At 72.4% G+C, this 22001-nt stretch carries 25 protein-coding genes; 7 read left to right on the top strand and 18 right to left on the bottom strand.

The annotated features are described in order from the left end of the window. Nucleotides 1–15 precede the first annotated feature (15 nt). The 9 genes from ACFY3I_RS19575 to ACFY3I_RS19535 form a co-directional block, all read right to left on the bottom strand. Nucleotides 16–936, bottom strand: coding sequence for a MarR family winged helix-turn-helix transcriptional regulator (locus ACFY3I_RS19575; protein WP_390861679.1), 921 nt, complete (start codon nt 934–936; stop codon nt 16–18). 211 nt (nt 937–1147) lie between these two features. Beyond that, complete coding sequence (locus ACFY3I_RS19570) at nt 1148–2617, bottom strand: MFS transporter (RefSeq protein WP_390861678.1); 1470 nt, start codon at nt 2615–2617, stop codon at nt 1148–1150. A gap of 180 nt (nt 2618–2797) precedes the next feature. Next, on the bottom strand, nt 2798–4102 hold the full coding sequence (locus tag ACFY3I_RS19565; protein WP_390861677.1) for a cation:proton antiporter: 1305 nt from the start codon (nt 4100–4102) through the stop codon (nt 2798–2800). A gap of 65 nt (nt 4103–4167) precedes the next feature. Continuing rightward, the gene (locus tag ACFY3I_RS19560; RefSeq protein WP_390861676.1) at nt 4168–4758 is read right to left on the bottom strand and encodes an NADPH-dependent FMN reductase; all 591 of its coding nucleotides are present in this window, start codon (nt 4756–4758) and stop codon (nt 4168–4170) included. Continuing rightward, nucleotides 4755–5159 carry a nitroreductase family deazaflavin-dependent oxidoreductase gene (locus ACFY3I_RS19555; RefSeq protein WP_390861674.1) on the bottom strand — a complete coding sequence of 135 codons (405 nt, stop codon included), beginning with the start codon at nt 5157–5159 and terminating at the stop codon, nt 4755–4757. Before ACFY3I_RS19555 ends, ACFY3I_RS19560 begins: the two co-directional genes overlap by 4 nt. A gap of 121 nt (nt 5160–5280) precedes the next feature. Further along, a complete protein-coding gene (locus tag ACFY3I_RS19550) occupies nt 5281–6288 on the bottom strand; it encodes an ester cyclase (RefSeq protein WP_390861673.1) in 1008 nt (335 codons plus the stop codon). Next, a complete protein-coding gene (locus ACFY3I_RS19545; protein ID WP_390861672.1) occupies nt 6285–6656 on the bottom strand; it encodes a dehydrogenase in 372 nt (123 codons plus the stop codon). The genes ACFY3I_RS19550 and ACFY3I_RS19545 overlap by 4 nt, the downstream gene beginning before the upstream one ends. 349 nt (nt 6657–7005) lie before the next feature. After that, entirely contained in the window at nt 7006–7194 is a 189-nt protein-coding gene (locus tag ACFY3I_RS19540) for a hypothetical protein (RefSeq protein ID WP_390861671.1), read from the bottom strand. 61 nt (nt 7195–7255) lie between these two features. After that, the gene (locus tag ACFY3I_RS19535; protein ID WP_390861670.1) at nt 7256–7879 is read right to left on the bottom strand and encodes an OvmZ protein; all 624 of its coding nucleotides are present in this window, start codon (nt 7877–7879) and stop codon (nt 7256–7258) included. A gap of 406 nt (nt 7880–8285) precedes the next feature. Here ACFY3I_RS19535 and ACFY3I_RS19530 point away from each other — a divergent pair, with 406 nt between their 5' ends. Continuing rightward, entirely contained in the window at nt 8286–8867 is a 582-nt protein-coding gene (locus ACFY3I_RS19530) for a TetR family transcriptional regulator (protein WP_390861669.1), read from the top strand. Nucleotides 8868–8926: 59 nt separating this feature from the next. Here ACFY3I_RS19530 and ACFY3I_RS19525 read toward each other — a convergent pair whose 3' ends face one another. Both ACFY3I_RS19525 and ACFY3I_RS19520 read right to left on the bottom strand, forming a co-directional pair. Further along, the gene (locus ACFY3I_RS19525) at nt 8927–9535 is read right to left on the bottom strand and encodes a ScbR family autoregulator-binding transcription factor (RefSeq protein WP_390861668.1); all 609 of its coding nucleotides are present in this window, start codon (nt 9533–9535) and stop codon (nt 8927–8929) included. A gap of 156 nt (nt 9536–9691) precedes the next feature. Continuing rightward, complete coding sequence (locus ACFY3I_RS19520; protein WP_390861667.1) at nt 9692–10507, bottom strand: response regulator transcription factor; 816 nt, start codon at nt 10505–10507, stop codon at nt 9692–9694. Nucleotides 10508–10966: 459 nt separating this feature from the next. Between ACFY3I_RS19520 and ACFY3I_RS19515 the strand changes: the two genes are divergently transcribed. The 3 genes from ACFY3I_RS19515 (at nt 10967) to ACFY3I_RS19505 (ending at nt 13393) form a co-directional block, all read left to right on the top strand. Then, nucleotides 10967–11902 carry a ScbA/BarX family gamma-butyrolactone biosynthesis protein gene (locus ACFY3I_RS19515; RefSeq protein WP_390861666.1) on the top strand — a complete coding sequence of 312 codons (936 nt, stop codon included), beginning with the start codon at nt 10967–10969 and terminating at the stop codon, nt 11900–11902. A 26-nt stretch (nt 11903–11928) separates the two neighbouring features. Continuing rightward, complete coding sequence (locus ACFY3I_RS19510; RefSeq protein ID WP_390861665.1) at nt 11929–12858, top strand: NAD-dependent epimerase/dehydratase family protein; 930 nt, start codon at nt 11929–11931, stop codon at nt 12856–12858. Nucleotides 12859–13099: 241 nt separating this feature from the next. Further along, nucleotides 13100–13393 (top strand): chaplin, encoded by a 294-nt coding sequence (locus ACFY3I_RS19505; RefSeq protein ID WP_390861664.1) that lies wholly within the window; start codon nt 13100–13102, stop codon nt 13391–13393. A 63-nt stretch (nt 13394–13456) separates the two neighbouring features. Here ACFY3I_RS19505 and ACFY3I_RS19500 read toward each other — a convergent pair whose 3' ends face one another. The 7 genes from ACFY3I_RS19500 to ACFY3I_RS19470 all read right to left on the bottom strand — a co-directional run bounded on the left by ACFY3I_RS19500 (nt 13457) and on the right by ACFY3I_RS19470 (nt 17975). Next, nucleotides 13457–14323, bottom strand: coding sequence for a tyrosinase family protein (locus ACFY3I_RS19500; protein ID WP_365295084.1), 867 nt, complete (start codon nt 14321–14323; stop codon nt 13457–13459). Beyond that, nucleotides 14307–14801, bottom strand: a complete 495-nt coding sequence (locus ACFY3I_RS19495) for a tyrosinase cofactor (protein ID WP_390861663.1) — start codon at nt 14799–14801, stop codon at nt 14307–14309. Before ACFY3I_RS19495 ends, ACFY3I_RS19500 begins: the two co-directional genes overlap by 17 nt. Before the next feature lie 134 nt (nt 14802–14935). After that, nucleotides 14936–15451 (bottom strand): hypothetical protein, encoded by a 516-nt coding sequence (locus tag ACFY3I_RS19490; protein WP_390861662.1) that lies wholly within the window; start codon nt 15449–15451, stop codon nt 14936–14938. A gap of 130 nt (nt 15452–15581) precedes the next feature. Then, the gene (locus ACFY3I_RS19485; protein WP_390861661.1) at nt 15582–16082 is read right to left on the bottom strand and encodes a DUF5949 family protein; all 501 of its coding nucleotides are present in this window, start codon (nt 16080–16082) and stop codon (nt 15582–15584) included. 130 nt (nt 16083–16212) lie between these two features. After that, a complete protein-coding gene (locus tag ACFY3I_RS19480) occupies nt 16213–16503 on the bottom strand; it encodes a hypothetical protein (RefSeq protein ID WP_365295091.1) in 291 nt (96 codons plus the stop codon). A 145-nt stretch (nt 16504–16648) separates the two neighbouring features. Next, nucleotides 16649–17404, bottom strand: coding sequence for a hypothetical protein (locus ACFY3I_RS19475; RefSeq protein WP_390861660.1), 756 nt, complete (start codon nt 17402–17404; stop codon nt 16649–16651). Nucleotides 17405–17735: 331 nt separating this feature from the next. Further along, the gene (locus tag ACFY3I_RS19470; RefSeq protein ID WP_390861659.1) at nt 17736–17975 is read right to left on the bottom strand and encodes a chaplin; all 240 of its coding nucleotides are present in this window, start codon (nt 17973–17975) and stop codon (nt 17736–17738) included. Between the two features lie 255 nt (nt 17976–18230). Between ACFY3I_RS19470 and ACFY3I_RS19465 the strand changes: the two genes are divergently transcribed. Genes ACFY3I_RS19465 through ACFY3I_RS19455 form a run of 3 tightly spaced genes read left to right on the top strand, consistent with a single transcriptional unit; the run spans nt 18231 to nt 22000 of the window. Beyond that, nucleotides 18231–19358 (top strand): DUF3344 domain-containing protein, encoded by a 1128-nt coding sequence (locus tag ACFY3I_RS19465; protein WP_390861658.1) that lies wholly within the window; start codon nt 18231–18233, stop codon nt 19356–19358. A 57-nt stretch (nt 19359–19415) separates the two neighbouring features. Next, complete coding sequence (locus tag ACFY3I_RS19460; protein WP_390861657.1) at nt 19416–20582, top strand: glycosyltransferase; 1167 nt, start codon at nt 19416–19418, stop codon at nt 20580–20582. After that, complete coding sequence (locus tag ACFY3I_RS19455; protein ID WP_390861656.1) at nt 20579–22000, top strand: exopolysaccharide biosynthesis polyprenyl glycosylphosphotransferase; 1422 nt, start codon at nt 20579–20581, stop codon at nt 21998–22000. Before ACFY3I_RS19460 ends, ACFY3I_RS19455 begins: the two co-directional genes overlap by 4 nt. The last annotated feature ends 1 nt before the right edge of the window (nt 22001 follow it).

The raw sequence follows: 22001 nt of genomic DNA, 5'->3' as shown, positions 1-22001 counted from the left end.
TCCTTGGACAGAGGGTCAACCCCTGGCAGAAACAGACGACTTGGCGTTCTCGGAGAATGCGGGGCCGGAATGCGTCGGGGCCAGGAGTTTCAGTAGCAGCGCCCGCAATTCGTCTTCGCCACCCGGCCCGAGCATGTCGGCGACGTCCGCGGCGAGGCCGGCCACGGCGCCGGCGACGACCACCAGGCTCTCGCGGCCGCGTTCGGTCACCTCGAGCGCGTAGCGGCGCCGGTCGTGCGGGTCGCGGCCGCGGCTCACCAGGCCCGACTTCACCAGTTCGTCCACCAGTTGGGAGGCGGCCGGGCCGGTGATGGCGAGCATGTCGGCGAGCTGCTGCTGCGCGATCGGCCCGAACACGTCCAGGGCGGACAGCGGGCCGTAGTGACGCACGCGCAGTCCGGTCCCTGCCAGCTTGTCGTCGCCGTGCTTGCGCAGCCGGTGGTGGGCCTGGGCCACCAGGTACTCGGTGCCCTGCACCAGGGGTTGCGCCGACTCGGGCAGCAGCCGGGCCAGCAGCTTGTCGAGCCGCGCGGCCTCGTCGGGGGTCAGTACCGAGGTCAGCCGTGCGCCCCGCTCGGCGACCGCCCGGCGCCTGGCCTCCACGCCCTCCCGCCCCAGGCCGGTCAGGGACAGGACGTACTGGCGCCGGTTGTCCGGGTTGCGGGTGCGCTGGACCTCCCCGCGGGCCTCCAGACGGTCGATCACCGCCACCATGATGGTGCGGTTGATGCCGAGCCGTTCCGCGAGGTCGAGCTGGGATTCCCAGTCCCGGCCGGTGAGCGCGTCCAGGACCAGGAAGTCGCGCGAGTCGCTGTCGCCGCCGTTCCCGTTCGCGGAGAACTGTGCGTACACCCGGCGCAGCAGGTAACCGATGAAGCCGGTCAGCTCTTCCGGAAGGACACCGGGGACTTCGGCGGTCTCCTCGGTCCGGCTCACCGGACCTCCTCCTTCGCCACTTTCACGCCGCACGACAGCACCTCCTGCTCGAGTATATGCAGCGGCGCATACCCTCGTACGTCCGCCGCCCCGCCGCCGAAGTCCGCTCCCACGGAGCGGGGACCGCTCGCGCACCCGGCCGTCGCCCGGGTCGGGAGGCGGCCGGCGGCCCCGTGCCCGGTCGGTCGGACGCGGGGCCGCGCGTCGGGTCTCACCGGGTGGCGGGGGTGCGCTCGCCGTCCTGGAGGGGTTGCGGGGTCGCCCCCGGCAAGGTGACCAGGGCTGTGATCAGGGCCAGCAGGTACAGGCCGCCGCCGAGGAGGAAACCGAAGGAGTAACCGGTGGTCAGCGCGTGCGGCATGCTGCCGGGCAGCTCGTGGTCGGTGACAGCCGTGGCCGCCGCCGCCAGCCCGGCCAGGCCGACGGCACCGCCGATCTGCTGTGCGGTGTTGACCAGGCCGGAGGCCGCACCGGTGGCCTGCGGCGCGACGCCGCGGACGCTGACGATGGTGACGGCCACGAAGACCATGCCCAGTCCGAGACCGGCGACCAGCTGGGCCGGCAGCAGGGCGGCCCACGGGTTCTGGCCGGGCGCCACGAAGCTGAACCAGACCATGGCCGCGATGCCGACGACCAGGCCGAGCGCGATCACGTTGCGCTCGGGCAGTCTGGCGAGCAGCTGCGGGCCGACCCCACCGGCGATGCCCATGCCGAGCGCGAAGGGCAGGTAGGCGACGCCCGTGACCATCGGCGCGTACCCCTTGACGACCTGCATGTAGAGCGTCAGGAAGTAGAAGGTGGCGAGCATGCCGGCCCCGACCAGGAACATGACGAGGTTGGCGCCCACACGGCTCCTGTCGGCCAGCAGACCGCTCGGGATCATCGGCGAGCCGCTGCCGCGCTGGATGGCGACGAAGCCGCCGATCAGCACGAGCGCCGCGCCCAGCCCGGCCAGCGTGACGGTGTCGCCGAGACCCTTGTCACCGGCGCGGTTGATGGCGTAGACGAGCGAGCCGAAGCCGAGGGTCGCGGTGAGGGCGCCGGGCACGTCGACCTTGCCGCGTTCACGCTCGCCGCCCACGAGAACCTTGGTGCCGAGCAGGACGGCGAGCGCGATCGGGATGTTCACGAACATCACCCAGCGCCAGCTGAGGTACTCGGTGAGCGCACCGCCGAGCAACAGGCCCACGACCGAACCGAGGCCGCCCATCGCTCCGTACACACCGAGCGCCTTGTTGCGGGCGGGACCGGCCGGGAACGTGGTGGCCAGCAGGGACAGGGCGGTGGGGGCGGCGATGGCGGCGCCCGCCCCCTGGATCACGCGGGCCGCGATCAGCAGGGCCCCGCTCTGGGCGAGGCCGCCGAGCAGCGAGGCGGCGGTGAACAGGATCAGGCCGGTGCGGAACACGCGCCGGCGGCCGAAGAGGTCACCGGCGCGCCCGCCCGCCAGCAGCAGACCGCCGAAGGCGAGCGCGTAGGCGGTGACGATCCAGCCGAGGCCGGACTCGCTCAGGCCCAGTGCGTTCTGCATGCTCGGCAGCGCCACGGCGACGATCGTGTTGTCGAGAACGAGCATGAGCTGGGCCGTGGCGATGACCAGCAGAGCGAGGCCCAGCCTGGCGTCCTGCCGTGGCGGAGCCGCGGCCTCGGGGACGGCCTGAGTGCGGTCTTGCAGCGACACGAGAGGTCTCCGTTGTCTCAGGGTGCTTCACGGTCGGGTGGAGGTGTGGAGCTCACCCTCAAAGTATCGTCAAGGCACTTATCCATCAAGTCCCCAATCAGCAATCTACCAACCATCAGGACTCGAACTAGCTATGTGTGCCCGGACGTGGGGGTTCGTCGAACCGGTCGAGGACGCGGGTCAGTGTGTTCTCGCGGACTGCAGGGCGGGCTCCTCCTGGCCGGTCGCGGCCGTGCCCGACGCGAGGTCCTCGTCGATTCCCTTGCGGAACCGGGTCAGCGCGGGAGTGGTCATGGCCGTGGTGACCAGGGCCATCAGCACGAGAACGGTGAACAGCTCGGGGCCGATGACGCCCAGGCCCAGCCCGATGTTCAGCACGACCAGCTCGGTCAGGCCCCGGCAGTTCATCAGCGCGCCGAGCGACATGGCGTCTCGCCAGCCGCGGCCGGAGAAACGGGCCGCGAGCGTGCCGCCGCCCCACTTCCCCACCACGGCGACGGCCAGCACGGCGGCCGCCCACAGCCAGTGGGTGCCGCTACTGCCCAGCAGGCCCACATCGGTCCTCAGACCGGTACTGACGAAGAACAGCGGCAGCAGCACCGGCACCGCGAACGTGCGCATCCGGACCGCGCCGGCCTCGATCCGCCGGCTGCCGCGCGGGGCGACCACGCCGAACAGGAACGCGCCGAACAGCGCGTGCACCCCGATCCGGTCGGTGGCGTAAGCAGCCAGGCACAGCCCACTGAACAGCACGACCATCACGACGCCGTCGGGGTACCGCCGCTCGGCACGCGCGGCCCACCTGGCCAGCAGCGGTCGTACGACGAGGAACATGGCCGCCGCGAAGGCGAGCGCGTATCCGGCCGTGACGACGGCCTCCATCGGAGAGTTGCTCTTGGTCACCGCCACCACGGCGGCCAGCAGACACCAGGCGCTCACGTCGTCCACCGCCGCGCTGGCCATGGCGAGCGAGCCCACCCCGGTCCGGTACAGGCCACGGTCGGTCAGGATCCGGGCCAGCACAGGGAAGGCGGTGATGCTCATCGAGACCGCGATGAACAGCACGAACGGCAGCTTCTTGGTGCCGGCGGGGGCGAAGTCGCCGTACATGCCGAGCGCCAGCACAGTGCCCAGCACCAGTGGCAGGACGATGCCGGCCTGGGAGACGGCCACGGCGGTTCTGCTGTTTCCGCGCAGTGACGTGAGGTCCAGTTCCAGCCCGACGAGGAACATGAAGGCGAGCAGGCCGATGTTGCCGAGCACGCCGATGTAGGGCAGGGCCGATGGGGGGAAGAGCCAGGTCTGCGCGTCGGGCCAGAGCCAGCCCAGCAGTGAGGGGCCGAGCAGGATGCCGACGAGGATCTCACCGACCACAGGCGGTTGCCCGAGCCGTTTGAGCAACTGGGCACCGGCCCGGCAGGAGAGGATCACGACGGGCACGGCGACGAGGAGAGGGGTGAGGGGATCGGGGACGGCGGCAGCCATCAGGGTCTCCTGGTGAACGAGGGGTCAGGTACGGCGCCCCTGGCGAGGCGTGCGGCCGGGGCGTCTCACGTGCCGTACGGGCGGAGGGCCTTGGCCTCGCGCAGGGCCGTCGCCCACCACGTGAGCTGATCGAGCATCAGCTTGGCCGCCGTCTCCGCACCCTCGGGCTCGGCCGGGAACGTGCCGTCGGCGCCGTAGTGCTCCAGCACCCGAGGGAACGTCACGATGTCCTTCATCCCCACGCAGTGGAACTCGGCGAAGATCTGCCGCAGATGCTCGATCGCGCGCACCCCGCCGGCCATGCCGAGCCCGTAGCCGACGAAGCCGACCGGCTTGGCCTCCCACTCCGACTGAAAGCTGTCGATGAGGGTCTTGAGGGGACCCGGGACGCTGCGGTTGTACTCGGGGACGACGATGACGTAGGCCTCTGCCCCCGCGAGCCTCGGTCGCAGTGCCACCGTGCGGGGATCGTCGGCGTCGAGGCCGACGGGCAGCAGATGCTCGGCCACGTCGACGACGTCCAGGACGAGGTCGTCCCGGCGGGCGGCCACGCGCGCGAACCAGCCCGCGACGTCCGGGGCGAGCCGGCCGTCGCGGGCGGAGCCGACCAGCAGCCCCACCCGAAGCGGCCGGGTCACCCGACCGACCGCGCTCATGTCCGGCTCACCGGCGTCGACGCCTGGACCGGCGTCAGCGCGAGGAACTCCGTGGCCTCGACCCGGGCGAGGATCCGCCGGGTCAGGGCGGGCATCCGCGTCGTCCCGTCGTCGCTGAAGACCACGGGACTGGTGAGCCGGATACGGCGGCCCCGGGTGGTGATCTCGCACCCGCCCGCCGCCAGCACGTTCTTGACCCAGTCGGAACCGGGTCCGTACGGCAGTGTGATGATGACGTCCGCGCCGCGCCGGAACAGCTTCACCGGCGTGGCGAACTCGCGCCCCGACTTGCGTCCGCGGTGGTGGACCTTTCCGAACCCGGGCAGCCGGCTGAACAGCGGCCCCACGAAGTGGTTGGCGAACCGCCGGTTGAAGCGGGCGACTTTCCTGTCGATCGGCATGCCTGTGTCCCTTGCTCCATCGGTTCCATCGGTTCCGTCGGCTCCGTCGGCGTACGCCCCGGCCGCCGGCCGTCCGGCCCCTGCCGCAGACCGCGGAGGGGGCCGGCCGGCCGGACGGTGTTCAGGCCGCGGGCTTGGCCGCGCCGGGGCCGCCCGCCGGGGTGAGCGGGCCGGCCGGCTTGCCGCCGGACTGGAGGAACTTCTGCAGGGAGAAGTTGTCGACGATGCCCCAGCGCTCGGCGATCCGGTCGCCCTCGAAGCGGAACCAGATGATCGCCTGGTGCTGGACCTGCAGGCCGGTCGGCTTGATGCCGATGAACGGGCCGGTGTGCTTGCCGTGCATGACCCAGCGGATGGCGGCCTTGTCACCCATCGAGATGAAGTCGAGGATCTCGTATTTGATGTCGCTGAACGCGGACTGCTGGATCCTGATGGTGTGCTTGAACGCCTCCGGGCCGCGCATGGAGTCGTCGTGGCTGCCGTGGTTGCGGAAGTCCGCGGTGAGATAGCGGTCGGCGGCCGAGAGGTCGCCGAGGTCCAGTCCCTCGTGGAAGACCTTCTCGATCAGTTCCTTCTGCTGGTCCGCGGTGAGCGTGGTGGGCATGGGTGCGTTCTCCTCTGCTGCTGAAGGTGCTGTCGTGTTGCCCCGGGTGTCGAGCGTCTGCCTGTCGACCTGGGTCACGCCCTTGGGTACGGCTCCGGTCGTCCACACGATCCGCAGCCGCAGCCGATCGAAGCGCCAGCCCTCCGGGGTACGCCGGGCCGTGGCGGTGAAGCGCCCGCCCAATTGGAAGTACTGGGTGGGGTCCGGGGGCAGCGGTGAGCCGTGGTGCACGTGGGAGGCGATCAGGCTCCAGGTGACCTGGGCCCGGTCGCCGTCGAGGTCGACCTGGCTCTCGGAGCCGTGGTGGTGGGTACGGCCCCAGCGCGCCATGATCTCGGTGGTGAAGCCGCACACCCCGGCGAAGCCCCGGTGGCTGCCCACCGGGAACGTCATCTCGATGTCCTCGGTGAACAGGGACCTCGCCCAGGTCTCGTCGAAGCCGCCCTCGTCGAGGCCGGCCAGATAGCGCCCGGCCAGGTCCCGCAGGCTCAGCACGTCGGTGAGTCGGGCGACCTCGGCCGTCATGACACCCGGCGCGCTTCGGTCCGGGCGTCCGTCGCGTAGATCACGACGTCGTCCGGGCCGTGTACGACGGCCTTGCCCTCGCCGGTGAGCGCGTCGCCGTCGTGCCGCGCGGTGATGTCGATCTGGATGTACGCGGCCCGGTGGCCGTTGGGGCTGATCTGGGTGACGTCGAGGTTGAAGTCCTCGCGCAGGGAGAACTCCAGCAGGCCGTCGGCGGTGACGGCCCAGGAGCCGGTGCCGGTGCTCTTCTGCGTGGTGACCGAGAGCGAACCGTCCGGTGCGAAGGCGACGGTGTACCGGTCCGCCTCGCCGTCGTGCGTGACCGTCCCCGTCCATTGACCGACGGGTGTCCAGGTGGAAACAGGCATCGCCCACACTTCCTCACGTAGGGAATGGGAGAGAAACAAAAATCCGCGCCCCGAGCGGGACGCGGATTTCGAGAAGGATGCTGCGGACTCGGCAGAAGGAGTCCGGCCGGGGCGCCACCGCCGTCAGGGCATGGAGGCGCCGAAAAGAGTGTGACACCTTCGACTCCGATGCGTCAACTCAGCTCGTATATAGGGAAGTTGAATGCGAATACGCGAAGCAGCCCCCGCGGCGGGGGGGATGGGCCGCGGGGGCTGCTTCGGACCGGATCCCCGCACGGATCCGGTTCATTGTGGGGTGCTGGTCCTGAGATACCGGCAGCTGTCAGCCGGCTGTACGGATTCGCTTCTCCTATGCGCGCTCGCCCTGCCGGGCCAGCGCGAACAATTCGTCGAGGTCGTACTCGGCCCGCCGTGGGCCCCCGTGCCGGGTGATCTTTCCGCGGCTGGCCCATTTGCGGATGGTCGCCGGGGTGACCCCCATGGCCAGGGCCGCCAGCTCGGTCGGCACCGTGCGCGGCGTGGGCGCGGGCTCGATCACGGCTTTCGCCCCCTCCCGTTCCGCGCGTTCCCTCCGCCCCCTGCATGCACCACCGCCCGCATCAGGCCGCCTCCCGCATCCGGTCGGCGACCAGCAGCCACTGGCGTGGGGGAAGAGCATGACCGTCGTCGCAGGTGACATGAGTCGGCACACCGCCGCCACCGTCCGCCGGCAGTACGCCGTAGAGCGTGCCGGCACACTCCGGCCGGGTGCACGGGCCGAGTTCGAACCGGCTCACCGGACCCATGCCGAGCAGCCCTCTGAGGTCGCCGAGCAGTTCGGCGAGTTCCTCGTCGAAGTCCGGACCCGCCTGATGCCCGGCGAGCCAGTGCAGTTGCTGGCGCAGGAACCGCACCAGCGCGCCCATCCCGCGGCCGGCGGGACGGTCGCCGGTGCGCTCGTCGACGACGAGCCGCGCCCACAGCGCCATCACCTCGGCCGTCCGGGTACGCAGCGCCAGGGCCCGTTCATCGAGCACGATGCCGACGGTCGCGCGACTGCCGCTCACCCGCTCCCGCAGTACCGGAGCCCCGGGCGCCAGCGCCTCGTCGCTCTCCCGGTACAGGCCGAGCAGGGCGCGCAGCCCTCGGTCCATCCGGTCCAGACAGCGGACACAGATCCGGCCGCAGAGCCGTCGGCAGTCGCGGCTGCGGTGACTGTCGGTGAGTTGCTGAAAACCTTCCATGATGATCCCCCGTTTCCTAGGCCTATGCCATGCGGAACTGCATCCAGTCTCACGGGGGTCGCCGACCGCTTCAACGCACGACGGTTCAGGGTTCCCACAATCCTGCGCAGTTCTGTCAGCGGAGTGTCAAACCCGTGTCAAGTGGCCGGATGCAAGCCATCATAACAAACAGACCTGTCTGCTTAGAGGTTGACCCTGGACCTTCATCCACCACACCTGTTTCCGGACAGCCACTGCCACCACCTGGGGATTCAGACCTGACCGGAAAATGCGAGGAGACATTCCTCTACGGGGACTCTCTCAGTAAACAGGCATGGTTGTATGATTCATGCCACCATGGACGCCGGCGTCCACAGGCATTGCGCGCAACAGGCACACTGTTGGCAGGGAAGGCAGGTGCGACCTGATGCAGGCGCGATCCGAGCAGACCCGTCGGGCTCTCCTCCATGCCACCGCCGAACTGATCGCGGACGGCCGGCTGACCGATGCGGGACTGGTCAACATCTGCCGCCGCGCCGGCGTCAGCAGGGGGGCGCTCTACCACCACTTCTCCTCCACCACGGCCCTGACTGCCGCCGTGTACGAGGAGGCCCGGCAGCGCGTCGAGGCGCTGACCGAGGAGGCGTTCGCGGGTCCGGCGGCGGACGCGCCGGAACGCTTCCTGCTCGCACTCGGCGAGGCCCTGCGCACCGAGAAGGTCGTCCGGGCGGGCATGCAACTGGCCGCGGACGGTTCGTCCGGACCGCCCCGGCTGCGCGACGACCTGCTGACCGCCGTCCACGAACGGGTCACGGAGGCGCAGAAGGAGGCCGAGGAAGCGGCCGAGGACCTGGCGGACCTGGCCATGGTGATGGCAGCGGGCATCGAGTCCCTGGGGCACACCGACCCGAGCTGGTGGGACGGCGACATCAGCAGGCGGCTGTGGGGGCTGCTGCGTCCGCTGTTCGACCACGGCCGCCCCCGCCGCGGAGGGGAACGGCGGATCTGACCCCGCGCCGGTCCGCCCCGCACGCGGCGGACGGACCGGAAGCCGGTCGGCGGCGCCGGTCAGTCCGGCGGCGGCGTCGTGCGCAGCCGGCCGACCAGTCCCGGCGTGGCAAGGCCGGGCAGCAGGAATCTCCAGAAGACGCCGGTGCGTTCGGGCAGGTCGGCACGGCCCGTGTAGGCCTGGGACATGATCTGCAGCCCGGTGAAGGAACCGACGACGAGCGAGGTGACCTCGTGCACATCCACCCCGGGCAGGATCTCGCCCCCCTTCTCGGCCTCCTGCATCAGCGTCAGAATGGCTTCCATGGACTGTTCGTAGGTGCTCCGCGGCGGGCAGTCGAACGAGGTCTGCTCTATGGTCAGCCGCACGCTCGCGCGCAGCACCGCGTCGTGTTGCAGGCGCCGGGCGAACTCCATGGTCAGGTCGATCACCGACTGCAGTTTGATCGGCCGTTCGGGCACTTCCAGGGCCTCGGCGTGGGCCTGCACCAGCGCCAGTGCGATGGCTTCCTTGGAGGGGAAGTGGTGATAGAGGGAACCGCGGGTGAGTCCGGTGCGGGCCAGAATCTCGTTGGTGCTGGCGGCGTCGTAGCCGCGCTCGTCGAAGACCTGGGCCGCCGCCTCCAGGATCGACCGCCGTGATCGCTTGCCGCGTTCTTGCTGAGCCATGCCAGATCCTTACGCTCTCCCACTGAATTCAACAGACTTGTCTGTATCGTAAGCCGCATCCACGGCATACGGTCAGTACCGCGTCGAGAGTCGTCGGAAAGCGATTACCGGACCGGCTACGGAACCGGGCATGACCTCGGGCAATGCGCGCGAGCGCTACGGACGTCCGATCCGGAACCCGACCCCGCGGACGGTGACGATCCAGGAACTGGAGCCGAGTTTGCCGCGCAGGGTGCCGACGTGGGTGTCGACCGTGCGGCCGCGCGGGGACCAGGCGTCGTCCCACACCTGGGCCATGATCTGGCGGCGCGGGATCACCATGCCAGGCTGCGAGGCCAGCAGGTGAAGCAGGTCGAACTCCTTGCGCGTCAGGTCCAGCGGCCGGCCGTCGAGGGTGGCCGTGCGGGCGCCGGGGTCGATGCGCAGCGGTCCGTGGGCGACGGCCCGACCGCCGGCCGGCTGGGCCGCCGGCTGCACCCTCGCCCGCCGCAGCACCGCTTCCATCCGGGCCAGCAACTCCCTGAAGCCGTACGGCTTGACGAGGTAGTCGTCCGAGCCCGCCTGCAGGCACAGCACGCAGTCAAGTTCCGAGTCGCGCGCCGTGACGGCGATGATCGGCAGGTCACTGACCGCCCGGATGCCCCGGCACACCTCCAGGCCGTCCAGGTCGGGCAGGTCCAGGTCGAGCAGGATCAGATCGGCCTCGCGGTGCCCGCGCAGCGCCTGTGCGCCGGTGGCCGCGCTGCGAGTGGCGTACCCGTGCCGGACCAGGTCGTGCAGCAGCGCGTCGGCGGACCGCTGGTCGTGCTCCACGACCAGGACGTTCACGGCTCCCGTCGGCGGCGCACCGTACGACGGGGCCACCGGGCCGACCGAGGCGGCCGGCACCGCCGGAGCGGCCGGGAGGGCCGGTGCGTGCGAGCGGTGACGCCGCGGTGACGGCGTCATGAGGTTCGCGTACTGCCGGGTCATCTGCTCCCCCTGAGCCACGTCACTTCGTCTTGGACTGCGGGTTCACAACCAGACCATACCAAACAGACTTGTCTGATTGTCAATTACCCAGGCCAGCGACCCGCACTCCCCACCCGCCCCTCGGCTCCTCCGCCTTGAGCTGCAGTTTCTCCGATTTGCCGGACAAGTGATAGATGAGACTCCAGTAGGCGACCCCGGAAACGAGCCCAACCCAGGACCGTGTTTGCGCTTTAAAACATACAAACCTACATGCTCTGCGGGTGCGTTTGCCGCAGACCGCCCAAAAGGTGTCACATCCATCAGGCGCCACCCTCCCGGCGTGCCTGGGAAATCAATTTGCCCCTTGCAGAACCGGACCGACTTGTCTGTATCTTGTGGCTAGAACGTCGGCCACGGGGGTGACAGCCGGCGTACGGCATGTTGTTGCCCCCTTCCGTCACATCGACAGGAGCGCTGCACATGCCGCACCTCACCAACCGGGCCATCGCCCCGGAGTCCCGCCTTCCCGGACTCACCACCACCGTGCCGCGTGAGTACGTCCATCGCGCGGCGGTCTCCGAAGTCCTGCTCACCAGTTGGGAACAGACCGAACCGGATGTTTTCGTCGTCCGGGCCCAATGGCCGCGCTGCCACGCCCTGTTCGCACCCGACCGGGGCTACCAGGACCCCATGCTGCTGGTCGAGTCCGTCCGCCAGATCGGCTCCCTGCTCGCCCACGCCGAGTTCGACGTGCCGTTCGGCCACCAGTTCCTCATGTCTGACATGTCCGTGACCACTCAACCTGAGCTGCTGGTCGCGGACACGGTCCCCACCGACGCCCAGATGCACACGGTCTGCCGCGACGTCGTCCGCCGGGCCGGCCGGCTGCGGGAGATGCGTTACGACGTCACGGTGGTCCGCGAGAACGGCGCCCGGGCCACCGCCTCGGCCGCGTTCCGCTGCATGAGCCCGGACGTCTACCGGCGGATGCGCGGGGAACGCCCCACCACCGGCCGCACCCCGCCACCGGCCCTCGACCCGGCGGCCGTCGGCCACGCCGGACCCCGGCACGTCGTCCTCGGCCGGCCCGAGCCGGGCGTCCGCGACCGGTGGGAACTGCGCGTCGACACCGCGCACCCGACCTACTTCGACCACCCCGTGGACCACATACCCGGCATGTTCCTCCTGGAGGCCGCCCGGCAGGCCGCGCACGCCCGCACCAGAGCGCCCGGCGCCCTCCTGCTCGGCATGCGCAGCGAGTTCCTGCGCTACGCCGAACTCGACGCGCCCTGCTGGATCACGGCCGACCCCGAGCCGTACGGCAGCGCGGGCGACCTGCTGGTACGGGTGCGCGGCAGCCAGCGGCAGGAGACGGTCTTCACCGCCGAACTCGTCCTGCGGCCACGTGTCCGCTGACCCTGACCGCCTCCGGGAGAGTCTCCGTGCCCACCATCCTCATCACCGGCGCGTCCGGATTCATCGGCACGCACGTGACGCACGAGGCGCGGCTCCGGCGCGCCGACCTCAGGCTCATGACCCACCGCAGGTCGGTGCCCCGGGCCTGCTCCGGAGCGCGGAGCGTGTCCGCGGACCTGACCGACCCCGGCTCGCTGCGCGGGGTCTGCGACGGGGTCGACGTCCTGCTGCACTGCGCCGCGCAGATCGGCGGCAGCGCGGCGGCCAACGAGGCCGTCAACACACGTGGGACGGCGGCGCTGGTCGCCGAGGCCCGGCGCGCGGGGGTACGCCGGATCGTCCAGCTCAGCACCGCCTCCGTCTACGGCCGCGGCACCTTCCGCGGCTCCCGTCCCGAGGAGCTCACGCGCAACCCGGGCTCCGTCACCTCCCGCACCCGCGCGGCGGCCGAGGACGCGGTCCTCGCCGCCGGCGGTGTGGTGCTCCGCCCCCACCTGGTGTTCGGCGAGGGGGACTTGTGGGTCGGGCCCAACCTGGCGCGGCTGCTGCGCGCCCTGCCGGGCGTGGTGGCCGGCTGGCCGGCACGGGCGTCGGTGATCACCGCGCCGGACCTGGCCCGGCTGCTGGTGGCCACGGCACTCGCCCCGGACGCGGCACTGACCTCGCGGGTCTACCACGCGGCGCATCCCGTTCCGGTCACCGTGGACAGCGCGTTGCGGGCGGTCGCCGAGTGCGCCGGGATCGCCTGGCCGCGCGACAACCTCACCGTCGAGGGGGCCAAGGCGATCCTCACGGCGAAGGGCGTCCGGCCTGAGACGCTCGACATCCTGACCACGGATCACTTCTTCGAGGCGGACGCGCTCTGGTCCGACCTCGGCGAACCGCCGGGCGCGGGCTTCGCGAGCTGTTTCCGCCGCGCCGAACGCTGGTACCGGTCGACGCTGACGGGGGTCTGACCGCCTCCCCGGTACGCCGACGCCGTGTCACCTACGCCAACCACATGACGTGGCGCGGCCCGGCGGTGCGGAACACCCGGCCCTTCCCGGCGGGCTCCCCGGTACGGCGACTGCCCCGACTCGGGCCCTTGGAGTGATCGTCGGGCGATCGGCGTGACCAGCCGCAGGTCGTGGCGTTGAACGGGGAGTGCGGCGGCTGGTCCTGCCGCCGCACTCCCCGAGCAACAAGAAGGAGAACGTGATGTCTCGCATCGCGAAGGCCGCCGTCGTCGCCCTGGGCACCGGCGCTGTGGTGATCGGCGGGGCCGGCCTGGCGCTGGCCGACGCGGGTGCCAACGGAGAGGCCGTCGGCTCGCCCGGCGTGCTGTCCGGCAACGTCATCCAGGTCCCGGTCAACATCCCGGTGAACCTGTGCGGCGACACCATCGACGTGATCGGTCTGCTGAACCCGGCGTTCGGCGCCACCTGCGCCAACGAGGGCCACATGAAGGCCGGTGGCACCATGGACGGCAAGAACGGCGGCTACGGCAACTGAGCCACCACCCGCGAAGGAGCCCCGGCACCCTGGGTGCCGGGGCTCCTCCCGTGTCCGCCCGCCTCAGGCGTAGCGGTAGATCCGGCTCACGTCCTCCAGCGACTCCGGCGTGACGTTCCACGGCGGCAGCCTCTCGCCGCGGGCGACCACCCGCCCGTACTGCGGGTCGCCGCGGCCGGGCGGCCGGGCCGGCACGTAGCGCTGTCCCCGGTGCCGGGCCCGCCAGCGCTCCCACTGCAGGTCGACGAAGGCGTGGTGGAACCAGAAGACCGGGTCGTTGACGGAGGCGCCGCCGAGCATCGCCCCGCCCACCCAGCGGTGCACCCGGTTGTGGTTGCGCCACGACGAACTGCCGCTGCCCGCCCCCCAGCCCTCCAGCTTGTTGCGGAAGCCCCGGCCGACGGTCGAGTCCCAGGGGGCGGCGTCGTACACCGGGTCGTCGAGCGCCCGGGCGAGCTGGGCCCTGGTGGGCAGGGCGATCGGGGCGCGGGCCCGGCCCAGGTCCCGGGCGAGGAACTCGCCGTCGGTGACGCCCTCCTTGATGGTCCAGTGCCCGGCCGAGTAGGCGAACGGCCCGGTCATCACCTGCTGGTCCCGGGCCCGGCCGTTCCCGCCGAGCAGGTCCCTCGTCCACGGGACGGAGGACGCCGTACGGTCCTTGGTCCAGTCCCAGTACGGCACGGTCACCGACCCGTCCACGCGGCGCAGGGCGCGCTCCAGTTCCAGCAGGAAACGGCGGTGCCAGGGCAGGAAGGAGGGAGCCATGTGGGCGGTGCGCAGACCCCGTTCCCCGTCGGCGGTGTAGTGGTCGATGTGCGTCCGCACGAACTCGTCGTACTCGCCTCGCCGTTTGACCTCGAGGAAGGCGTCCACGAGCCGTTTGCGCTCGCCGGACGTCAGCCTGCCGACGTCCTTACGCACGTACGCCATGGCCGCCCCCCATGTGCCGGTGCCCCCCGCCCATCGGTCCCGGGGCCAGGTCGCGCAGCCGCTGCCCGGGCCCGATCTCGTCGACGGCCGCCCGGGCCGCCGCCAGCGGGGTCGGGTACGAGCTGTAGTGGTCGACCATGCTCAGCCAGGTGCCGTCGGCCCGCCGCATCAGGTGCAGCGGGCGGCCCGCCACGGTGACCTGCCACTCGCCCTCGTCGTGCCCGCGGCCCGCCCCCGGCACCAGGACACCCCGGATACGGCGGCCCCGGTAGGTCTCGTCGAAGGAACCGCCGACCGGCTCGTCCAGCGGTGGCACCGGCCGGGAGGCGGCGACCAGCGGGGCGAGCGCCACGGCCGCCGCGGAGGCGAGCAGCCCCCGGGTCACCTCGCGCCGCGTCGGTCCGCCCGCCCCGGCTCTGTCCGGCCGCCCCGCCCCCGGTTCCGCGCCCACCGCCACACCGCCTGCTCCGACGACCATGCCCACTCCTCGTACGGTTCACCGATCGCTGTCGGTACCGGTAACCGTCCGAGGGGCCGCCCGGTCACCGCCGCGCCGCCAACCGGCGCACGGCCGGCCCCGCGAGCGGCCGTCCCGGCCGGTTCAGCGGCGGGTCACAGGCCGGGGCCGGCGCCCAGGTCGCCGCCGACGACCGTCCGCAGGGCCGGGGCGAGCACCCCGGCGTCGGGAAGCTGCGGGGCCGGCATGCCGAGGTGGCGCGGGTCGGGCGCGGTGAGCGGGGCGACCAGCGCCAGACCGGGCGTGAGGGCGCGCAGGCCGGAGGCAGGGGTGTCGATGCCGATGTGGTCGTAGCCGTCGCCGAGGACGTGCGGCAGCGGCACCCGCACGCCGACGCCGGGCAGCCCGCCGTTGAGCGGCACCTGCGGCAGCGTCCGGTCCGGCAGCAGCCGGCCCTCGGTGAAACGCGGGCCCTGCGGGGTGCCGGGGATCAGCAGCGGCAGCTCCATCCCGATTCTGGGCACCTCCACGCCGAGGGACTTCTCGACGCCGTCCAGCGGCACGGGGACGGGCACCGTCGGGGACGCGGCGGCGGGCGTGGCGGCGGCGGCCACGGCTGCCACGACGCCCGTGACGACGGCGGCAAGGGTTCCTCGGGTGGTCGGCTTCATGTCGGGTACGGGCCCTTTCAGGAGGCGGGACGAGCGGGGTCCGTACCGGGTAACGAGCCGGAAACCGGCATCAGTTCACAATTCGCCCGGGCGCACCATTAGTCGGCTGTTCACTCATCGGCTCGTCGCTTCAGCCGCGCAGGCTGCGGGCGGGCAGCACGACGTGCGCGGCGGCCGTCAGGGTCTCGTCGGATCCCGCGAACTCCTTGAGGGCGGCCGCCTCGACGGGCTTGCCGGGCTCGCCGCCGGGCCACGGCCTGGTGGTGAACACCAGGTAGGCGTAGCCGCGTTCGCCGACGGCGGCCAGCCACTCATCGGGCACCGCGCACTGGGCGTTGAGCGGTGCCAGGTTGAGGACGGCCGTACCGGACTCGACCAGCAGGGTGACGGGCAGGCCGGGCCGGGCGGTGCCGTCGACGAGGTCGCCGCCGACCGGCAGTCCGTTGTTCTCCAGCAGTGCCTCGACGGCGGCCGAGGTGGCCCGGGCACCGCCCGCGGCGTCACCGAGGGAGTAGGCCAGCAGGTAGGGCATGTCGCTGCCGTCGGGAGCCTCTCCGCTCCAGGCCAGCACGGCGACCGTGCCGAGGTCGGCGACGCGGAAGGGGCGGGTTTCGCTTGGGGTTGAGGTCACCGCGCGACCCTACCGACGGGGTGCGGGACGACAGGGCGGTCACTCACCCGTCCGGCGGACACCCGGCCGCGCGGCCACACGAACGAGGGACGCCGCCCCGGCGTCCCTCGAACCGCGTCCCACCCGGGTCTCAGCCCTGCAGCGGCAGACCGCCGAGCAGCGGGTTGTGCTGGTTGACCGCGCCGGTCGTCTTCTTCACCTTGTTGAGCACGGAGCGCTTGTTCTCGGTGTTGAGGGCGTCCGACTGGTGCTTCAGCGGCATCGCCTGGTCCAGGGTCAGGGGGCTCTTGGTGATCGTGTCCACGGCGCCGTTGAGGCTGGTGGGCGTCAGGTCGGCGTTGTTCGAGGCGAACGCGGGGGCGGCGAAGCCGGCGAGGGCCACGGAACCGGCGACGACAGCGGCAGCCTTCAGGGACTTCATCGTGCTTCCTTTCTTCGGCGACTTGCGGCGGCGCGAGCCACGTAGCGGAAGCCACCAGGGGGAGTTCTGACGCCGTGCCTAACGACGGCCCGGCGGGCCGGAAACCCCGAGCTCGGAAGACATATGAGATCCCTGAGCGGGCCGGTCAGCCGGTGGGCAGCGGGACCGGCGTGGAGACCGGCAGGCTGGGCAGGCTCGGCAGCCCGGGCAGGTTCGGTGCGGGCAGGCCGCCGCCGAGCAGGATCGCGGCGACCAGGTTGACCAGGCCGGTCACCACCGCGGTGGCGGCCGGCAGCACCTGGGTGGGGTCCCCGGAGGTGGCTGCCTTGAGGAGGTTGTCGACCGCGGTCTGCAGGGCGGCCAGCGCGTCGCCCGCCAGGTCCTTGGCGGCGGGGGTGCCACCGAGGCCCTTGGCCTGGGCCGCGCCCGACGCGGGGAACGCGGCCGGCACGGCGGGAGCCGACGCCACGGCCGGCAGCCCCGGCAGCGCCGCGGTGGACGGCAGCGCGGGGGTCGAGGGCAGGGCCGGGGTCGAGGGCAGGGCCGGGGTCGACGGCAGGGCCGGGGTCGAGGGGGCGGCCGGGGCGGCCGCGGCGACCTGGGCGATGGCCGCCTTCACGGCGTCGCCCAACTGGGTGGCCTGATCGGGCGTCAGCTGGCCGTTGTCCGCCGCGAGCACGGCGGCGAGCAGGTCCGTGACCGGCTTGAGCACGGCTCCGAGGTTGCCCAGCGACTTGGCCTGGGCGAGCAGCGCGTCGGCCCCGGGGACGGGCGCCTTCGACTTCGCGTGGGCACGCTCGTGGGCCGAGTCGGCGGCGACGGCCGCCGGGCCGGTGACCCCGGCCAGAAGAAGGGCGCAGAGCGCGGTGGACGCGAGACGCCGTGCGGGCAGAGCACGCATGGGTGTTCCTTTCGATGCGCATCGGATCTTGCTGCCCACCGTGAAATCACCCATGTCGGCCTGCAACCGCGCGACCGCCCGCCGTCCCCGACCGCTCTCCGCGTGGCCGGCATCGTGCCTGATGAGGCGCCCTGCCCAGGCCGCCTCGCCAGGTCCGCCCCGACTCCGGCCGTTCGAGGGAACGGCCGAGCGGGGAACGGCCGGGCAGTGAACGGCCGAGCGGGGAACGGGCCCGGGCCCGCACCCCGCCCACACGCGGACCGCCCACACGCGGACCGGCCGTCCGCCCGCGGGGTGCGCGGGCGGACGGCCGGAGGGAGGTACCGCTGCGTCAGTCGTTGGCGCAGGTGTTGCCGAACGCGGGGTTGAGCAGGCCGACCACGTCGACGGTGTCGCCGCAGACGTTGACCGGCACGTGGACCGGAACCTCGATCACGTTGCCGGACAGCACGCCCGGGGAGTGGGCGGCTGCGCCGTTCGCGCCGCTGTCGGCGGCGGCCACACCGGCGCCGCCGGCGACGGCCGCGACGGCGGCAGTGGACAGGACCAGGCCCTTCGCGATACGCGACATGAAGGTGCTCCTTGGGGTCGAGACAAACATCCGGGCGGATGCCCAGCGCCGTGTCAACGCGTGACACCGGCCCGGGTTGTGCCGCCGAACGAGTGATCTCCCCGTCACCCGCCTTCACCATTCCGACACACATGCCCGATATCGACCGATTAGTTCGGATAGCGACTAGAGTTGCGGATCTCCCCACCCACCCGTATCGGCACCACCTCGCACTCCTCCCGCCTCCCCTCCCTTCCCGAAAGGGCGAAGCCGGTCATGCGCATTCCCCTGGGCCCGCCGCTGCGCCGCGCGTCGGTGAGCGTGCTCGCCCTAGCCGCGGTCTGGGCGCCGGGCACCGCCCGGGCGACCGCTCCGGCCGCACCGCCCTCCCCCGAGGCACCGCGCATCCCCTTCGCCGAGCGTTACCACGTGGTGCAGCGCGGCGGCATCGTCCGGGCGGCCAACGCGTCCGTCAGCTGCCGTACGACGGCCGACGACCCGGCCGGGACACCGGAGCCCGCGGACCCGGCGGAACCGCCCTGCGAGGCCGCGCGCGCGGGCCGATTCCCGGCGGTGAACGGGGACTTCGACATGTCCTACGTCGACGTCGACGACGACCCCGACACCTACAACTCCTCGCGCGCCGAGGTCCGGCTGCCGGAGGGCGCCCGGGTGACGTACGCGCGCCTGTACTGGGGAGGCAACCTGCTGGCCGGCGAGCAGAAGCCGGCCGCGGACGACGGACGGGTGCTCGTCGCCGAACCCGGCGGCCGGTACAAGGAACTGCTCGCCGACACGGTCGTGGGCCACCGGACGGAGAGCGGCGCGGACGCCTTCCAGGCCTCGGCGGAGATCACCGACCTGGTCCGCTCGAGCGGCTCCGGGCTGTGGACGGTCGGCCAGGTGAACATCGCCAAGGGCAGGTCCGGGCCGGGCGCCTGGGGCGGCTGGACGCTGGTGGTGGCGTACCGGAACCCGGCGGAACCCCTGCGCACGCTCGCCCTCTGGGACGGCTTCGACTCACTCGACAGGGCGACCGAGGTACGGCTGAACGGGCTACGCGTCCCGCGTGGCGCCGGGGGCCGGGTGGGTCTGGTGGCCTACAACGGCGACCGGGGCGGCACCGGTGACTCGCTCACGTGCTCCGTCGCCGGGCGGATCCCCACCGCGCTCGCCGACTCCACGGGTCCGGCCGACGACGTACTCGACTCCACGATCAACGACCCCGGCCCGGTACGCGCCCGGCGTGAGCCCGCGTACGACAACACGCTCGGTTACGACTCGGATGTGTTCGATCTCGGTACCGCTCTCGCTCAGGGCGGTGACCAGCTGACCTTCAGGCTCGTTTCCCAGCGCGACGCGGCGTGGGCGGGCGCCCTCTTCGCCGCCGTGGACGTGCAGTAGTGCGGCGCGTTCCCGCCCGCAGTCCCGAGCGCCCCCCGTGAGCGAGGAATACCGCGTATGCACCGATCAGCAACCGACCCTCGGCGACGGGTCCTGCACCTGGCGCAACCCGTCGAGGGCGGGGTGGCTCGGGTGGTCCTCGACCTGACGAAGGCCCAGCTCGCGGCGGGCATGCGGGTCACCGTCGGCTGTCCGGACGGTGAGCTGGCCGAGACCGCGCGGGAACTGGGCGCCGAGGTGCGCGGGTGGCGCGCCGGCCGGTCTCCGGGCGCCGGTCTCGGAGACGAGGTGCGCCGGCTCGGCCGGCTCCTCGACGAGGTGCGGCCGGAGCTGGTGCACGCGCACAGCGCCAAGGCGGGCCTGGCGGGCCGCCTGGCGGTACGCGGCCGGATCCCGACCCTGTTCCAGCCGCACGCCTGGTCCTTCGAGGCGGTCGGCGGGGTCACCGCCGCGCTGGCGCTGCGCTGGGAACGGTGGGCGGCGCGCTGGGCGCACCGGGTGGTGTGCGTCAGCGAGGCGGAACGCGCGACCGGCGTGCGCGCCGGGATCCGTGCCCGGTACGCCGTCGTCCCCAACGGCATCGACACCGACCGTTTCACCCCGGGCGCCCAGGACGCCCCCGGCCGTTCCGGGCCCGCGACGGGGCGGCGGCCGGCACCCCTGGTCGTCTGCGTCGGCCGGCTGTGCCCGCAGAAGGGGCAGGACGTGCTGCTGCGGGCCTGGCCCGAGGTGCTGCGCCGGGTGCCGGACGCCCGCCTGGCGCTGGTCGGCGACGGGCCGGACGGCGCCGAGCTGCGCCGGACCGCCCCCGGGTCGGTCGAGTTCACCGGCGCCGTCGCGGACGTCGGCGCCTGGTACCGGGCCGCCGACCTGGTCGTGCTGCCGTCGCGGTGGGAGGGCATGGCACTGGCTCCGCTGGAGGCGATGGCCTGCGGCCGGCCGGTGCTGGTCACCGATGTCGACGGCGCCCGCGAGAGCCTGCCGCCCGCGTACGACGCGCGCTGCCTGGTGCCGCCGGACCGGCCGGACGCGCTGGCCGGTGCCGTCACCGCGCTGCTGCTCGACCCCGGGCTGCGCGCGACGCTCGGCGACCGGGGACGCCGGCACGTCCAGTCCACGCACGATGTGCGGCGCACGGCGGAGGCGGTCGCGGAGCTGTACCGCGAACTCCTCGGCGAGCGCCCCCTCATGACCTTTGAGTGCAGGGAGTCCATCCACTCGTGACCGCGGAAAGCACCGTCCCCTCCCCCGGCCCGCAGCCACGGGAGCACGGATTCTCGCCTGTCTCGGTCCTGCCGGCCCGCACCGCCGGAGGCTTCCGGTTCCCGCTGCGCCGGCCGCCCGCGCGGCCCGCCTCCCCGGTGCCGCTGCTCGCCGCCGACCTGTGCGCCGCGCTGCTCGGGGCCGTCGTCCTCGACGTGTCCGTCCACGGGCCGGTCCTGGTCGGGCTCCTGGTGTCCGGGGCGATACTGCTGCGCCCGCAGCCGAGCGGCCGGGTGGCCGGGGTCCTGGACGAACTCCCGGCGGTCTGCGGCCGGATCGCCGTGGTCTGGCTGGGACTGGCCGCCGCGCTCGCCACCTGGAACCCGGACCGCGCGCTGCCCGCGCGCACCCTGCTGCTGGGCTGCGCCCTGCACACGGCGGCGGCGTTCGCCGGCCGCGGTCTGGTGCACTGGCGCCGCCGTCTGGCCCGGCTGCGCCGCCCGCGCGCCGCCCTGGTCATCGGCCCCGCCGCCACCGCCCAGCGGGTCGCCGCCGCCGTGCTGCGTCACCCCGGCTCCGGGGTACGGCCGGTCGGGGTGGTCGCCGAACACCCCGAGGGCCCCGAAGGGCTGCCCGTGCTGACCACCGGCGAGGAGGTCGAGCGGGCCCTGATCCAGAACGGGGTCCGGGCCGTCCTCACCGTCCACCCCGCCGTCCGCACCGAACAGGGCCCGCTGCTGCGGGCGCTGGCCGAGTCGGGCTGCGTGGTCTGGGAGGTCGACGCCGACTCACCGGCGTACGAGATGCGCGACCAGCTCGCCGGGTTCTCCTGCCGCCGCCTGGAGATGGGCGCGCGGCGACGCGGCAGCGTCGGCAAGCGGGTCCTCGACATCGTGGTCTCCGGGTCGGCGCTCGTCCTGGTCAGCCCGCTGCTCCTGGTCTGCGCGACGGTGCTGCGCCTCACCGACGGCCCCGGCGTGGTCTTCCGGCAGGAGCGCATCGGCCGCGGCGGGCGCCCCTTCACCCTGCTCAAGCTGCGCACCCACCGCCCGGTCGACGCGCACGAGGCGGCGACACGCTGGAGCGTGGCCGGCGAGCGCGAGATGAGCCCGTTCTGCCGCTTCCTGCGCCAGACCTCGCTGGACGAGCTGCTCCAGTTGTGGAACGTGCTGTGGGGCGACATGAGCCTGGTCGGGCCGCGCCCCGAACGGCCCTACTTCGTCGGTCAGTTCAGCCAGACCTATCCGGGCTACGCGGCCCGCCACCGGATGCGGACCGGCATCACCGGACTCGCCCAGATCCACGGGCTGCGCGGTGACACCTCCATCGAGGACCGGGCCCGCTTCGACAACGCCTACATCGACAACTGGTCGCTGTGGCAGGACATCTGCATCCTGCTGCGCACCGCGGCCTCGCTCGTGCGCTCGACGGGGAGCTGAC

Origin of the sequence: Streptomyces sp. NPDC001068 (assembly GCF_042897315.1) — a bacterium.
In the GTDB taxonomy this organism is placed as follows: Bacteria; Actinomycetota; Actinomycetes; order Streptomycetales; family Streptomycetaceae; genus Streptomyces.
The sequence above is the reverse complement of the archived record's forward strand: the minus strand, read 5'-3'. Positions and strand labels throughout refer to the sequence as shown.